A 15029-nucleotide genomic window follows, 5' to 3' on the forward strand; every position below is an offset into this window, starting at 1 on the left:
TCCGAGCTCCGTACCCCGAGCCCTTTGGGACGTCATGCAGATTCAAGACCTTCCGTACCCCGACCCGGGTGTGCCGGACGCACGCTCGGGGCCCAGGTTCCTGCTGTGGCTCGGCCGGAATCAGCTCGGCGGGCAGGTGAAGGCCCTGCTCTGGGGGCTGTTGCACTTCGCGTCCGTGTCCACACTGCCCTTCTGCGTCGGCTTCGCCGTCCAGGCCGTCGTGGAGCGTTCCGGTGCGCGGCTGGGTCTCGCGGGCGGACTGATCGTCCTGTGCGGAGCCGCCATCGCGCTGGGCGACAGCATGCTGCACCGGGCGGCGGTCACCAACTGGATCACCGCCGCCGCGCGCGTCCAGCAGCTGCTGGCCCGCAGGACCGCCCTGCTGGGCTCCGCGCTGACGCGACGGGTCGCCGCCGGCGAGGTCGTCGCGGTCTCCACAGGTGACGTGGAGAAGATCGGCTGGTTCGTGGAGGCCCTGTCACGGTTCACCGCCGCCGCGGTGACGATCGTGCTCGTCTGCGCCGCCCTGGTCGTCTACCAGCCGGCGCTCGGTGTCGTCGTCGCCGTGGGCATGCCCGTCCTGGCGCTGTCGGTGCTGCCTCTGCTGCCCCGCGCCACCCGCCGCGCGGACTTCCAGCGGGAGAAGGCGGGGCACGCCACCGAGCTGGCCTCGGACACCGTCGCCGGCCTGCGCGTACTGCGCGGCATCGGCGGCGAGGAACTCTTCCTGGACCGCTACCGCCGCGCCTCGCAGGAGGTCCGCCACGCCGCCGTGCGCAGTGCCCGGATGTGGTCGCTGATCTCCGCGGTCCAGGTCCTGCTGCCCGGTCTGCTGCTGATCGCGGTCGTCTGGCACGGCGTGAACCTGGCCCGCCAGGGCCGGATCACCGTCGGCGAGATGGTCACCGTGTACAGCGCGGTCATGATCCTCAGCTATCCGCTGCGGCTCTTCACCGAGATCGCCATGGCCTACTCCTTCTCCCAGCCGTCCGCCAGGCGCGCGGCACGGGTGCTGTCGCTGGAACGGGCCACGGACGGCGAGGGGACGCGCGAGGCCGTCGTACCGGCCGGGGACCTGTACGACCCCGCGACCGGGCTGCTCGCACCCGAGGGGCGCCTCACCGCCGTGGTGTGCGGCGACCCGGACACCGGGGGCGAACTGGCCGAGCGGCTCGGCGGTCATCCGGCGGACTCCTCGGAGCTGCCGTCGGTACTGGTCGGAGGGGTGCCGCTCGACGAGCTGCCCCTCGCGTCCGCCCGCAGCGCCGTCCTCGTCCAGGACAAGGATCCGGTCCTGCTCTCCGGAACGCTGCGCGAGCTGCTCGACGTACCCGCCTCGGGAGACGTCAGTCCCCAGGAGGCCCTGTCCGCGGCACAGTGCGGCGACGTCCTGGACGCGCTCGCCCAGGGGGCCCTGGACGCCGACGACCCGATGGACGCCCGCATCACCGAACGCGGCCGCTCCCTGTCGGGCGGCCAGCGCCAGCGTCTGGCGCTGGCGCGTTCGCTGGTCACCGCACCGGGCGTGCTGGTCCTGGACGAACCGACGTCCGCGGTCGACTCGCACACCGAGGCGCGGATCGCCGACGGGCTCCGGGCCCTGCGGCAGGGGCGCACGACGGTGGTCCTCACCTCGTCGCCGCTGCTCCTGGACCGCGCGGACCGGGTCGTGCTCGTCCACGAGGGTGAGGTGGCGGCGGTCGGCGTGCACCGCGAACTGCTGCACACCGACGCGCGGTACCGCGCGGTGGTGACCCGTGAGACCGACGACGAGGCCGCCGCGCACGAACTGGCCCGCCTGAAGGAACTCGAAGCACTGGAAGAGCTGGACGAACTGGACGAACTGGAAAAGCTGGAAGAGATCGAGGAGACGGCATGATCGGCGTGGCGCCACCGGCCTACGACCCGGCGGCCCCGACGACGGCGGAGACCCTGCCCGTCGGAGCCCCCGCGACCGTACGCGCCTACGTGGCCGAACTGTTCCGACGGCACCGCCGTGCCTTCCTGGTGCTCGTCGCCGTCAACACCGTCGCCGTCGTCTCCTCGATGGTCGGCCCCTATCTGCTGGGTTCCCTCGTCCGGCACGTCTCCGACGGCGCGGCGGCCGCGCACGAGGTGCACATCGAGCGCACCGCCGCGCTGTTCGCCGTCGCCCTCGTCGTCCAGGCGTTCTTCGTACGCCAGGTGCAGCTGCGCGGGGCCGTGCTCGGCGAGCGGATGCTGGCCGACCTGCGCGAGGACTTCCTCGTACGGGCGGTGGGGCTGCCGCCCGGCGTCCTGGAACGGGCCGGCACCGGAGATCTGCTGTCCCGGATCACCACGGACATCGACCGGCTGGCCAACGCCATGCGCGAGGCCGTGCCGCAGCTGTCCATCGGTGTGGTGTGGGTGGCGCTGCTGCTGGGCGGACTCGTCGTGACCGCGCCGCCGCTCGCGCCCGCGGTGCTGGTCGCCGTCCCGCTCCTGGTGGTCGGCTGCCGCTGGTACTTCAGACGCGCGCCGTCCGCCTACCGCTCCGAGGCCGCGGGTTACGCCGCCGTCGCCGCCGTGCTCGCCGAGACCGTGGACGCCGGACGCACCGTCGAGGCGCACCGGCTGGGCGCGCGCCGCATCGACCTCTCGGACCGGCGGGTCAGGGAGTGGACCGCCTGGGAGCGGTACACCCTCTGGCTGCGCTCGGTGCTCTTCCCGGTGGTCAGTGCCACGCACGTCACGGTCCTCGGCTCGGTCCTGATGATCGGCGGGTACTTCGTCCTCCGGGGCTGGATCGATGTGGGCCAGCTGACGACCGGCGCCCTGATCGCGCAGATGCTCGTCGACCCGGTGGGCCTGATCCTGCGCTGGTACGACGAGCTGCAGGTGGCGCATGTGTCGCTGGCCCGGCTGGTGGGCGTCCGCGACATCGAGCCGGACGCGGGCGACGGGTCGCTGGCCCCCGACGGGCGGGACGTGCACGCACAGGACGTGCACTTCGGCTACCGGGCCGGCGTCGACGTGCTGCGCGAGGTCTCCCTGGAGGTCCCGCCCGGCACCCGGCTGGCCCTGGTCGGCCCGTCCGGTGCCGGCAAGTCCACGCTGGGCCGGCTGCTCGCCGGTATCTACGCGCCGCGCTCCGGCACGGTCGCACTGGGCGGCGCCGAACTGTCCCGGATGTCCGCGGAACGGGTCCGCTCCCACGTGGCGCTGGTCAACCAGGAGCACCACGTGTTCGTGGGCGCCCTGCGCGACAACCTGCTCCTCGCCCGCACGGACGCCGACGACGCCGAGTTGTGGGCCGCCCTGGGGGCGGTCGGCGCCGACGGCTGGGCACGGGCGCTGGACGACGGTCTCGACACCGAGGTCGGCTCGGGCGGGGTCGCGCTCACGCCCGCTCAGGCCCAGCAGATCGCGCTCGCCCGCCTGGTGCTCGCCGACCCGCACACACTGGTCCTGGACGAGGCCACCTCGCTCCTCGACCCTCGGGCGGCCCGGCACCTGGAGCGCTCCCTGGCCCGCGTCCTGGAGGGCCGCACCGTGGTCGCCATCGCCCACCGGCTGCACACCGCCCACGACGCGGACGTCATCGCCGTCGTCGAGAACGGCCGCATCACCGAACTCGGCAGCCACGACGACCTGGTCGCCGCGGATGGCGCGTACGCGGCGCTGTGGAGGTCCTGGCACGGGTGAGAACACGGCGCGTCGATGTCGGGCGGGCCGCCGACCGGTGGGCCGCCCGACCACCGGGTCGGCCTCGGGCCGGCGCACTCGGGCGGACAGCGTGCCGTTGCGCGGTGCCGAAAAGGGGTGGAAGTCTGGAGATCGGCACCGGTCCGGTTCGGGGAGCGCCCGGGAACCACCCGGTTCCGTGCCTCCGTGCACTCCGCGCGTTCCGTGCGGGCGGCTCGACCATGCGGCCCGCGCGCCCGTCGACCACGATGGCAGCAGGCCGGCCCGCATCACCTGGAGGTACTGGAGGTACTTGTGAGAGCACCGACGGACAGGAGGGCGGACCGGTCGCCACCGACGCGGTCGCCGGCCCTGTCCGCCCGTCCGTGCACCTCTCTCCATGAGCAAGGAGTCCTCATGCAACAGGACAAGCACCCCGACTACCACTCCGTGGTCTTCCGCGACCGCGCCGCCGGGTACGCCTTCCTGACCCGGTCCACCGCGACCAGCGACCGGACGATCGAGTGGGACGACGGCCGGACGTACCCCGTCGTGGATGTGGAGATCTCCTCGGAGAGCCACCCCTTCTACACGGGCAAGGCCAGGACCGTCGACACCGAGGGGCGCGTCGCCCAGTTCGAGAAGCGGTACGGCACCGGGAGCCGGAGCGACCCGTCGGGCGGAAGCAACCCGTCGGGCGGAGCCGACGCGACGTGATCCCGCCGGGGCGGGGTACGCCCGGACCGCAGACGGCAGACGGCCGGCAGCGGTGTCCGTCCCCTCGGCGCGGCCCGTCAGATGAAGTTGAGCGCGGCCGCGCCACCCAACCCGCCCAGCACCATGAACGCGGGCATCAGCACCTTCAGCTCCACCCAGCTGCCCGCCCTGAACCGCAGCGCCTTGGGCGGCCCCAGGGGGTACCAGCGCTTGCGGCCGATCGGTATCGGCCACAGGATCGGGCAGCCCGACACCGTCAGCGCGTCCCCGATGTCGTGCACCAGTGCCCCGAGGACGATCGGCAGTCCGAGCCACAGGTACTCCTGGCCGGGGGCCGTGAACAGCCAGCCGGCCCCATTGCCCGGATCGTCCAGTATGTCCCCGATGATCCATGTGCTGGTCGCGGCGAGCAGCCAGACCAGGACGTCGGAGCTGGACCCGCGCGTCGCCCGCCAGAGCAGCCCTTCGATGGCCAGCACCATGTGCACGAACAGGATGGCCAGAACCGCCCAGCGACCTCCCTCGACCGCACCGACCGAGGCTCCCGCACCGATCAGCACCGCCCACACCCAGGTGTGGGTGAGGGTGCGGTGCCCACCGGAGCGGCTCGGGTCGCCGGGCTTCTTCGTCCCCTTGTAGACGGCGTACGAGAGTTTGTCCACGATCTCGCACAGGCCCCGCGAGACGGGTCCGAAGGACCGCGAGATGGTGGCGGCCTTGTGGTCCAGATCCGGGGCGAGCGCCGCACCCGCGCAGACCAGCGCGCCGGCCAGGAGGACCGGCCAGGGCATCGTGTGTCCGGAGGCGGACGCCGCTGCTCCGACACCGAGCCAGGCCGCCGCCCCGGACAGTGAGTGTGCTGGTCCCATCATGGCCGCGCCCCGCCTCGTTCCTCTTGTACCGGCTGCCGGTTGCCCGTGTACGCCGACACCCGGCCGGCGACACAGCGTAGCGTTCATGATCTTCGGCCCCGCATCCGATTCCCTCATCGGGGGCGATGCCAGGCAAGATGGAGTCGTGACCCTTATCGATCAGCTGCCGCAGACCGCAGATCCCGACGCCCTCTACGAAGCCTTCGAGTCGTGGGCCGGGGAACGCGGTCTCACGCTCTACCCCCATCAGGAGGAGGCGCTGATCGAGGTGGTCTCGGGTGCGAACGTGATCGTGTCGACCCCGACCGGGTCCGGCAAGAGCATGATCGCTGCGGGTGCGCACTTCGCGGCGCTCGCCCGGGACGAGGTCACCTTCTACACGGCGCCCATCAAGGCGCTCGTCTCGGAGAAGTTCTTCGAACTGTGCAAGATCTTCGGCACCGAGAACGTCGGCATGCTGACCGGCGACGCGTCCGTGAACGCCGACGCCCCGGTCATCTGCTGCACCGCCGAGGTCCTCGCGTCCATCGCGCTGCGCGACGGCAAGCGGGCCGACGTCGGCCAGGTCGTGATGGACGAGTTCCACTTCTACGCCGAGGCCGACCGCGGCTGGGCCTGGCAGATCCCGATCCTGGAACTGCCGCAGGCCCAGTTCATCCTGATGTCGGCGACACTCGGCGACGTCTCCATGTTCGAGACGGACCTGACCCGGCGGACGGGCCGGCCCACCTCGGTGGTCCGCTCGGCGACCCGGCCTGTCCCCCTCTCCTACGAGTACAAGCTGACGCCGCTCACCGAGACGCTCACCGAGCTCCTGGAGACGAAGCAGGCACCCGTCTACATCGTGCACTTCACGCAGGCGCAGGCCGTGGAGCGGGCGCAGGCGCTGATGAGCATCAACATGTGCACGCGTGAGGAGAAGGACCAGATCGCCGAGCTGATCGGCAACTTCCGTTTCACCACCAAGTTCGGCCGCAACCTCTCCCGCTACGTACGCCACGGCATCGGCGTGCACCACGCCGGCATGCTGCCGAAGTACCGCCGCCTGGTGGAGAAACTCGCGCAGGCCGGTCTCCTGAAGGTCATCTGCGGCACGGACACCCTCGGTGTCGGCGTGAACGTGCCCATCCGCACGGTGCTGTTCACCGCCCTGGCCAAGTACGACGGCACCCGTGTGCGGACGCTGCGGGCGCGGGAGTTCCACCAGATCGCGGGCCGGGCCGGCCGGGCCGGCTTCGACACGGCGGGGTTCGTCGTGGCGCAGGCTCCCGAGCACGTCGTGGAGAACGAGAAGGCCCTCGCCAAGGCGGGCGACGATCCGAAGAAGCGCCGCAAGGTGGTGCGCAAGAAGGCGCCGGAGGGCTTCGTCGGCTGGACGGACAGCACGTTCGAGAAGCTGATCTCGTCCGATCCGGAGCCGCTGACCTCGCGCTTCCGCGTCACGCACACCATGCTTCTGTCGGTGATCGCACGGCCGGGCAACGCCTTCGCCGCGATGCGTCATCTGCTGGAGGACAACCACGAACCGCGCAAGCAGCAGCTGCGGCACATCAGGCGGGCGATCGCCATCTACCGCTCGCTCCTCGACGGCGGCGTCGTGGAGAAACTCGGCACCCCGGACGCCGAGGGCCGCATCGTGCGTCTCACGGTCGACCTGCAGCAGGACTTCGCCCTCAACCAGCCGCTGTCGACCTTCGCGCTCGCCGCGTTCGAGCTCCTGGACCCCGAGTCCCCCTCGTACGCCCTGGACATGGTGTCCGTCGTGGAGTCCACGCTGGACGACCCGCGGCAGATCCTCGCCGCCCAGCAGAACAAGGCGCGCGGCGAGGCCGTGGGAGCGATGAAGGCGGACGGGGTCGAGTACGAGGAGCGCATGGAGCGGCTCCAGGACGTGTCGTACCCCAAGCCGCTGGAGGAGCTGCTCTTCCACGCGTACAACACCTACCGCAAGAGCCATCCCTGGGTGGGTGACCATCCGCTCTCCCCGAAGTCCGTCATCCGCGACATGTACGAACGGGCCATGTCCTTCACGGAGTTCGTGTCCCACTACGAACTCGCCCGCACCGAGGGCATCGTGCTGCGCTACCTGGCGAGCGCCTACAAGGCTCTCGACCACACGGTCCCGGACGACCTGAAGTCGGAGGACCTGGAGGATCTGATCGCCTGGCTCGGCGAGATGGTGCGCCAGGTCGACTCCAGCCTCCTCGACGAGTGGGAGCAGCTCGCCAACCCCGAGGTGATGACCGCCGAGGAGGCCCAGGAGAAGGCCGACCAGGTCAAGCCGGTCACGGCCAACGCGCGCGCCTTCCGGGTCCTCGTCCGCAACGCCATGTTCCGGCGCGTCGAGCTCGCCGCCCTCGACAACGTCTCGGAACTCGGCGAGATGGACGCCGAGTCCGGCTGGGACGCCGACGCCTGGGGTGAGGCGATGGACGACTACTGGGACGAGTACGACGATCTCGGCACCGGTCCCGACGCACGCGGTCCCAAGCTCCTGCGCATCGAGGAGGAGCCGCAGAACGGACTGTGGCGGGTGCGGCAGACCTTCGCCGACCCGAACGGCGACCACGACTGGGGCATCAGCGCGGAGGTCGACCTCGTGGCCTCCGACGCCGAAGGGCGTGCCGTCGTCAAGGTCACCGCCGTCGGCCAGTTGTGAGCACAGGAGAACCCGACACATGACGAACCCAGCCGAGAGACTCGTCGACCTGCTCGACCTGGAGCAGATCGAGGTCAACATCTTCCGTGGCCGCAGCCCGCAGGAATCCCTGCAGCGGGTCTTCGGCGGGCAGGTGGCGGGCCAGGCCCTCGTCGCCGCCGGCCGCACCACCGACGCGGAGCGTCCCGTGCACTCGCTGCACGCGTACTTCCTGCGCCCGGGCCGGCCGGGCGTGCCCATCGTGTACCAGGTCGAACGGGTCAGGGACGGGCGGTCGTTCACCACACGCCGCGTCACCGCCGTGCAGCAGGGCCGCACGATCTTCAATCTGACCGCCTCCTTTCACAAGCCCGAGGAAGGGAGCTTCGAGCACCAGCTGCCGCCGGCCCGCGAGGTCCCGGATCCCGAATCGCTCCCGAGCGTCGCCCAAGAGGTCAAGGAGCATCTGGGCGCACTCCCCGAGACACTGGAGCGCATGGCCCGGCGCCAGCCCTTCGACATCCGCTACGCGGACCGGTTGCGCTGGACTCCCGAGGAGATCGAGCACGCCGAGCCGCGCAGTGCGGTGTGGATGCGCGCCGTCGGCCCCCTGGGCGACGATCCCCTGATCCACACCTGCGCGCTCACCTACGCGAGCGACATGACCCTCCTGGACGCCGTCCGCATCCCGGTGGAGCCGCTGTGGGGAAGGCGCGGTTTCGACATGGCCTCCCTCGATCACGCCATGTGGTTCCACCGGCCGTTCCGCGCGGACGAGTGGTTCCTGTACGACCAGGAGTCCCCGATCGCGACGGGCGGCCGGGGTCTGGCCCGGGGCCGTATCTACGACGTGGAGGGGCGTCTGCTCGTGTCCGTCGTCCAGGAGGGGCTGTTCCGCAGGCTCGAAAGCTGACGAGCCTGCGGATCCGGCGCTTTGGCACTTCGACGCCTCGACGCTCCGGCACTTCGGCTATGCGGCAAGCCGGTGAGTCGCTGAGCCCGCGAGCCGAGGCGGAGGTCAGGGATTTCTGCGGCGCAGCCGGCTCAGGATGCCCTTGGGGCGCCCTGGTTCATCGGCCGTGTGCCGCACCTCGACCGGATGCCGTGCCCCGGCCGGTCGCCGCCGGGTCGGGTGCCTCGCCTCATTCGGCTGCGGTGTGCCGGCCGGTCGCGCGTCCCCGGCCGGGTGCCGCGGCAGCACGGTCCGCCGCGGCTCGGCGGGCCGGCGGTACCCGGTCGGCAGCCGGTGCTCCGCGAACGGGACCGGCCGGACACGGCCCGTGCGCCGGACCTCGTGCTCCGTCGCCGGGCGCGGGGCGGGCCGATGGGCACGTGCCTCCTTCAGGCCGTTCGCCAGATCGGCGCGGAGCCAGCTGATCTCGTCCGGGTCCGCCGCTGTCATGATCCGCGCGATGACGTGCGCGGCGGGGGAATCGGGCGCTTTACGAGTGCCCTGACCGGGCCGGTACCGGTCCATGTGGACACGCTCACAGGGATCCGGGACGATCTCGGCGACCTGCACGGGATCCAGCAGCGATGCCACGACCGCGGCACGTGCCCACGGGTCCTGGGTCTGCCGGAGCGAGAACCCGAGGTGCCGTCCGCGCCAGTTCCGGGGCCGCAGATCCAGTTCCATGTCCAGTTGGTCGCGCAGTCCTGCGGAAATCCGGCCGCTCAGCAGCGCCGCGTTCTCTTCGTTCGCGGCGAACTGCCGCAACTCCTCGGCCAGGTACAGCCACACCACGGCCCGATAACGGTTCAGATAGAACTTCACGGGCACGATGAGGCCCAGGCGGGCGAAGCGGGTGAACCTGCCGGTCGTGATGCCCATGAGGGCCGCGCCCTCGGATGTGCCGACCGCTTTGACGCGTTCCCGCAGAACCTCCGGGAAGCCTTCCTCGGACCGCACCCTGTCGATCTCCGCGCGGGTGACACGCCGGCCTCCACCGCCTTCGTCGGGCACCGTGCGAATACGCCCGAGCTGTACGGCGAGATCGAACTCGCCCCGCTTGAGGCCCACTTCCCGCGCGGCGCGGCTCTGTGCGAGCGTCGGTCGCGCGATGGCCCGGGTGATGGCGTCGCCGGACATGGTGGTGGTGTCGCCGGACATGGTGGTTCTCCCCCGTGCAGTGGTGTGCATTTGCGTGCGCTTGCCTCGGGAAAAACCGTAGCCGGTTTGCCGCGTCTCGCGCCGAGCCTGTGGAAAACCTCGATCGCGGCGACATCCAAGCAGGCCAGGAGCCTGTTGTTGCTTTTACTCGCGTCAGGCCGAGCAAATGATCCAGGTGATTCAGATGTCCATGGAGGACGAGTGCTCCGGCTGCCGCACATCGACGTGGAGATGCTCGCCGACCCGGTTGACGAGCAGCGTCATCTCGTACGCGACCTGCCCGATGTCCGCCTCCGCCGCGCTGAGTACGCAGAGGCAGCTGCCGGTGCCCGCCGCCGTGACGAAGAGCACCGCGTCGTCGAACTCGATCATCGTCTGGCGCACCCGGCCCGCGCCGAAGTGCCGGCCGGAACCCTTGGCCAGGCTGTGCAGGCCCGATGAGACGGCGGCGAGGTGTTCGGCGTCCTCCCGCCTCAGACCTGTGCTCGAACCGGTCACCAGCCCGTCGTTGGACAGCACCAGCGCGTGGCGTATGTGCTCGACACGCTGGGTCAGGTCGTCGAGCAGCCAGTCGAGTCCCTGGTTCTCAGGCATGATCTGTCTCCCCGTGGACGTGTGGCTCCCCCGGGCCGGAGGATCCGATCGACCAGCCTTCCCCACCGCCGCCGTCCGGGCAAGGAGGATAGGGGCATGGCACACAAGATGACCGATGAGGAATGGCGGGCGTTCGTCTCGCACGGAACCCGCACCGGCAAGCTGTCGACCGTCCGGGCCGACGGACGCCCCCATGTGGCACCGATCTGGTTTCTCCTCGACGGGGACGACCTGGTCTTCAACACGGGGAAGGACACCGTCAAGGGACGGAACCTGACGCGGGACGGCCGGGTGGCCCTGTGCGTGGACGACGACCGGCCCCCGTACGCGTACGTCGTTCTGCAGGGGCGCGCCCGGATCTCGGAGGACCTCGATGACGTCCGGCTCTGGGCCGGACGGATCGGGGGCCGTTACATGGGCGAGGAGCGTGCCGAGGAGTTCGCGGCCCGTAACGGCGTACCCGGCGAACTCCTCGTCCGGGTGCGGATCGAGAAGGTTCTCGCGGAGGCCTCGGTCTCCGACTGAACGGTGCGGTGCGCCCCGCCCGGATCGGTCGGCGGGGTCTGCGTACGAGCGGGCTCCGCGTCGCCGTTCGGCCGGGGCGCTTCGCGTGCGATGCGGGATCATGCGGTGCATGAGCGATGACCACACGCATGTCCAGGAGTTCTTCTCGTCCCGCGCGGCGGACTGGGACGAGAGGTTCCCCGACGACGGCCCGGCGTACGCGGCGGCCGTCGCCGAGCTCGGGCTGCGGGAAGGCGACCGCGTCCTCGACGCGGGGTGCGGTACGGGACGGGCCCTGCCGCCCCTCAGGGACGCCGTGGGACCTTCGGGCGTGGTCCTCGGCGCGGATCTGACGCCGGCCATGCTGGCGGCCGCGGTACGGGCGCGCCGTGACCGGGCCGGCTGCCTGCTCCTCGCCGATGTGGCGCGGCTGCCGCTGCGTGCGGAGTCGCTCCATGCCGTCTTCGCCGCCGGACTCGTCGCGCATCTTCCGGACCCCGGCGGGAATCTGCGCGAGCTGGCACGGGTCGTACGCCCCGGTGGCATCCTGGCGCTCTTCCACCCGATCGGCCGGGCCGCCCTCGCTGCGCGCCAGGGGCGGCGGCTCACATCGGCCGACCTACGCGCGGAGGGCAACCTCGGCCCGCTGCTGTCCGCCTCCGGCTGGCACATGACGTCATACGTGGACGAGGACGCCCGGTTCCTCGCCCTGGCCGAGCGCCGCCTCTGAAAGCTCTGCTCAAGCCCTCCGAGTCGCTACCGCCCTCTTCTGATGCCGAAGCTTCACATCTACGGTGAATGGAGACAGATGGGCGAAGACCGGTGAAACAGCACAGGGGAAGGTGGCCCGCATGTCCGGCACATCGGCCAGGCTCCGGAAGCTCTTCATGCGCCCGCGAACGGCCGGCCCCCAGCGCTCCGGCCCCTCGGCCGACCGTCGCCCGAAGAAGCAGGGGAAGCAGACGCACAACCTGTTCGAAGCCGCCGCGGCCTATGTGTCGGCGGGTGTCGAGGACGACCAGGAAGGGCTCGACGAGGCCGCGACCTGGGTGTCGCCGGAGGCTCTGTCCTTCGGAGTGAACGAGTTGGCGTGCCGGGCCGTCATCGCGCTCGCGCGGGAGCGCGACGAGCCACCCAGCGTCGTGGCCCGGACCCTCCTCGGCCTGCCCGCCGTCTGACCGGGACGGGGTCCTGGGCGGACTCGGCACGGCGACAGGCCACCGTCTCGCTCCCCTACGGAAACGGACGCCGTTCCCTGGGTGCCCTGGACCCGTGACAACGGCCGCGGGCGCGCATTAGGGTGCGCCGACGGATGTAGCGATGGGGAGGCTGGAATGGCCGGGACGGACAGTGAGGCCGTCGCCGCCGGGGACGACGACGCGCTGTATGTGCTGACGGCGGTGCTGTTGACACCGGCGCAGTTCCCCAGCGTGCTGGGCGACGACTACCCGGAAGCCTGCGCGGCGCTCGGTCTCGCGCCCCTCGCCGACGGATACGGCCTGGTGCTGGGCCAGGACGGGGACGGAGCCCGGTGGACCGTCGTCGTCGACGACGTCTCGCTGGTGGCCGTCGCCATCGCGTCCTGGGACTGCGGCATGGAGTACGACCTGTCGCCGGACGATCGCTCGATGGTGGCGGCGCTGCCCGGATGGCCGCTGGCCGTGGCGGTCGCGGCGCCGGGTGTGCCTGCCCCGCACGACCCCTCGCCCGAGATCACGGAGCAGACCCCGCTGTGTCCGCCGGACACGTCTGCCTGGGGTGCCGCGCAGCGCCGCCTCGGTGCGGACGAGATCGCCCTCCAGTGGGCCGCCTGGCGCGAACAGATCGACGAGACCCAGTTCGCCCGTACGACAACCGCAAAGAACGCCCCGGACGACGCGTCCGAGCAGCCCGGCGCGGACGGACGTGGTGGGCGGCAACCGCTCAGTGGCGTCCAGCGCGTCCTCGCGGAAGCGCGTTCGTACGTGGACGCGCCCCCGCCGCTCGGCCGCGTGCGCTCGTCCTTCGCCCCGGGAGACGCGCGGACCCTCCGGGCCGACGGGCCCGGCTGGTCGATGGTGGCGCGGACCGACGACATCGCCTTCGTCCTGCTCGACGAGAAGCCCGGGGAGATCCTCACGGTCGGCCGCGGTCCCGAACTGCCCGGCCTGCTGGAAGCGCTGGACAGGATGGCCGTCCGTCCCCACTGAGCCGGACGGGCCGACGCGGACGGTACGAGTCACGATGGACGACGCGAAGCACGGCGGGTGATGCGGGCCGCGGGGAACCGCAGGGGCCGGGAGTCGGGAATCCGGGCGCGCGCCGCCCCGTCGGCCCGGGTTGAGCGGTGAAGCGACCGCAGCCGCCCGTGGACCCCACCCGCCATCGGCGGGAGCGGGCCCACGAGCGGCGACGCGGTGGATCCTGCGGCTCCGGAGGAAACCGGCCGGGCGGGTGACTGGTTCAGCGGCCGAGTTCCTTACGTCCGGCGCGGCGCAGCCTGCGCCGCTGTGAGGGGTCCAGCGTCAGATACGCCGCTGCTGGAACCCCCAGGACGATCAGCAGGGCGATCCACCAGGGCAGCCAGAAGAGCAGGATGATGCCGGCCGCGACACCCCCTGCGGCTATTTTCGCGTTCCTTGACATGTGCGTACCCTCCTCAGCGGCCGCTGCCGCTCTCTGTCTTGAGAACGGACCCGTGCTCCCGGCGGTTCCAGACCGCGACCCTGATACGACCCTGAGTACGCCCCCTACTCGACCCTGAGGGGTTCCCCGACCTCGTACATGTGCCGCAGGGCCTGCCTGTAGGACTCCACGAGCCCTGTCTCCGTGTAGGAGATACCCAACTCCCGGCAGTGGGCGCGCACCAGGGGCTGGGCGAGTTTGAGGTGAGGGCGCGGCATGCTCGGGAACAGGTGGTGCTCGATCTGGTAGTTGAGACCGCCGAGGAACCAGTCGGTCAGGATCCCCCCGCGTACGTTGCGTGAGGTGAGCACCTGGCGGCGCAGGTGCCCCCATCCCTCTCCGTCGGGATCGGGCATCTCCATGCCCTTGTGGTTCGGCGCGAAGGCCATACCGAGGTGCAACCCGAAGAGCGCCTGGTGGATCGCGGCGAAGGCCAGCGCCGTGCCCAGCGGCATGGAGGTCAGCAGCAGGGCCGTGTACGCGAGGAGGTGCGTGACGAGCAGAAGGGTCTCCACCAGCCGTTCGCGAGGAGACCGCCGGCGCAGGTCCTGGAAGCCGTGGATCTTCAGGGCGACGCCTTCGAGGAGCGTGAGCGGGAAGAAGAGCCATGCCTGGTAGCGGGTGAGCCAGCGCCGGAATCCGGTACGGCCCGCCGTCTGCCCGCTGGTGAAGACCAGTACGTCGGCCTTGACGTCGGGGTCCTTGTCGATGTGGTTGGGGTTGGCGTGGTGCCGGTTGTGTTTGTCGTTCCACCAGCCGTAACTCATGCCCAGCAGCAGATTCGCGTGGACCAGCCCGATCACGCGCCCCCTCGGCCGGTTCCCGGTGATCTGGGAGTGCCCCGCGTCGTGACCTATGAAGGCCGTGCGGGCGCACAGCACCGCGAGCACCGGGGCCAGCAGCAGTACCCACCAGGAGTGACCGAGCAGGACGATGCCCGTGGCGGCGCCGGCCAGCGTGAGCGCGTTGCCGGCGATGGCGAACGCGTACCAGCCCTGCCGGCGGTCCAGGAGTCCGGCTTCTCTGACAGTGCGCAGCAGCGGGGTGAACTCACTGGTGGCAACCCTTGAGGGGGGTTCAGCGACGACTGCGGCGGTTTCGGGCACGGCAGGGTTCCGTTCTCTGGAGGGAGTGGGGTGAGGTGGGATGGGCGGGCAACGGGCCGACCTGTAGAAACGTACGGATCGACGGCCCTGGTCAGCCATGGCGCCACCACCCGGGTCCGGACGGGGGGAAAAGGCGACCGCGGGGTGGACCTGGCACCACCCCTGAAGCGGAGGCACCG

General features: G+C 71.0%; 14 protein-coding genes. 9 read left to right on the forward strand and 5 right to left on the reverse strand.

Annotation, left to right across the window (positions count from 1 at the left end):
* Positions 1–34: 34 nt before the first annotated feature.
* From KM933_RS08980 to KM933_RS08990, 3 genes are all read left to right on the forward strand, one after another.
* Entirely contained in the window at positions 35–1879 is a 1845-nt protein-coding gene (locus tag KM933_RS08980; RefSeq protein WP_221350016.1) for an ABC transporter ATP-binding protein, read from the forward strand.
* A complete protein-coding gene (locus KM933_RS08985; RefSeq protein ID WP_221350018.1) occupies positions 1876–3666 on the forward strand; it encodes an ABC transporter ATP-binding protein in 1791 nt (596 codons plus the stop codon). Before KM933_RS08980 ends, KM933_RS08985 begins: the two co-directional genes overlap by 4 nt.
* 396 nt (positions 3667–4062) lie before the next feature.
* Positions 4063–4362, forward strand: a complete 300-nt coding sequence (locus KM933_RS08990) for a type B 50S ribosomal protein L31 (RefSeq protein ID WP_221350020.1) — start codon at positions 4063–4065, stop codon at positions 4360–4362.
* Between the two features lie 77 nt (positions 4363–4439).
* On the opposite strand, the gene KM933_RS08995 is transcribed toward KM933_RS08990, so the two are convergent.
* Positions 4440–5234 (reverse strand): metal-dependent hydrolase, encoded by a 795-nt coding sequence (locus KM933_RS08995; RefSeq protein ID WP_221350023.1) that lies wholly within the window; start codon positions 5232–5234, stop codon positions 4440–4442.
* A 145-nt stretch (positions 5235–5379) separates the two neighbouring features.
* Between KM933_RS08995 and KM933_RS09000 the strand changes: the two genes are divergently transcribed.
* Positions 5380–7893 (forward strand): DEAD/DEAH box helicase, encoded by a 2514-nt coding sequence (locus tag KM933_RS09000; RefSeq protein WP_221350025.1) that lies wholly within the window; start codon positions 5380–5382, stop codon positions 7891–7893.
* 19 nt (positions 7894–7912) lie between these two features.
* Positions 7913–8785 (forward strand): acyl-CoA thioesterase, encoded by an 873-nt coding sequence (locus tag KM933_RS09005; protein ID WP_221350027.1) that lies wholly within the window; start codon positions 7913–7915, stop codon positions 8783–8785.
* A 105-nt stretch (positions 8786–8890) separates the two neighbouring features.
* On the opposite strand, the gene KM933_RS09010 is transcribed toward KM933_RS09005, so the two are convergent.
* Complete coding sequence (locus KM933_RS09010; protein WP_430727295.1) at positions 8891–9982, reverse strand: DUF6397 family protein; 1092 nt, start codon at positions 9980–9982, stop codon at positions 8891–8893.
* 180 nt (positions 9983–10162) lie between these two features.
* A complete protein-coding gene (locus KM933_RS09015) occupies positions 10163–10576 on the reverse strand; it encodes a roadblock/LC7 domain-containing protein (protein WP_221350029.1) in 414 nt (137 codons plus the stop codon).
* A 96-nt stretch (positions 10577–10672) separates the two neighbouring features.
* Between KM933_RS09015 and KM933_RS09020 the strand changes: the two genes are divergently transcribed.
* The 4 genes from KM933_RS09020 to KM933_RS09035 all read left to right on the forward strand — a co-directional run bounded on the left by KM933_RS09020 (position 10673) and on the right by KM933_RS09035 (position 13269).
* Entirely contained in the window at positions 10673–11101 is a 429-nt protein-coding gene (locus KM933_RS09020; RefSeq protein ID WP_221350031.1) for a PPOX class F420-dependent oxidoreductase, read from the forward strand.
* A gap of 109 nt (positions 11102–11210) precedes the next feature.
* Positions 11211–11810, forward strand: coding sequence for a class I SAM-dependent methyltransferase (locus tag KM933_RS09025; RefSeq protein ID WP_221350033.1), 600 nt, complete (start codon positions 11211–11213; stop codon positions 11808–11810).
* Positions 11811–11931: 121 nt separating this feature from the next.
* Positions 11932–12258, forward strand: a complete 327-nt coding sequence (locus tag KM933_RS09030) for a hypothetical protein (protein ID WP_221350034.1) — start codon at positions 11932–11934, stop codon at positions 12256–12258.
* 156 nt (positions 12259–12414) lie between these two features.
* Complete coding sequence (locus KM933_RS09035; RefSeq protein ID WP_221350036.1) at positions 12415–13269, forward strand: hypothetical protein; 855 nt, start codon at positions 12415–12417, stop codon at positions 13267–13269.
* A 253-nt stretch (positions 13270–13522) separates the two neighbouring features.
* Here the strand turns inward: KM933_RS09035 and KM933_RS09040 are convergent, their stop codons facing one another.
* Both KM933_RS09040 and KM933_RS09045 read right to left on the reverse strand, forming a co-directional pair.
* Positions 13523–13705 carry a hypothetical protein gene (locus KM933_RS09040; protein WP_221350039.1) on the reverse strand — a complete coding sequence of 61 codons (183 nt, stop codon included), beginning with the start codon at positions 13703–13705 and terminating at the stop codon, positions 13523–13525.
* 104 nt (positions 13706–13809) lie between these two features.
* Positions 13810–14850 (reverse strand): acyl-CoA desaturase, encoded by a 1041-nt coding sequence (locus KM933_RS09045; RefSeq protein WP_308013313.1) that lies wholly within the window; start codon positions 14848–14850, stop codon positions 13810–13812.
* Positions 14851–15029 lie beyond the last annotated feature (179 nt).

The sequence above is a fragment of the Streptomyces beigongshangae genome (genome assembly GCF_019710745.1).
Taxonomy (GTDB): domain Bacteria; phylum Actinomycetota; class Actinomycetes; order Streptomycetales; family Streptomycetaceae; genus Streptomyces; species Streptomyces beigongshangae.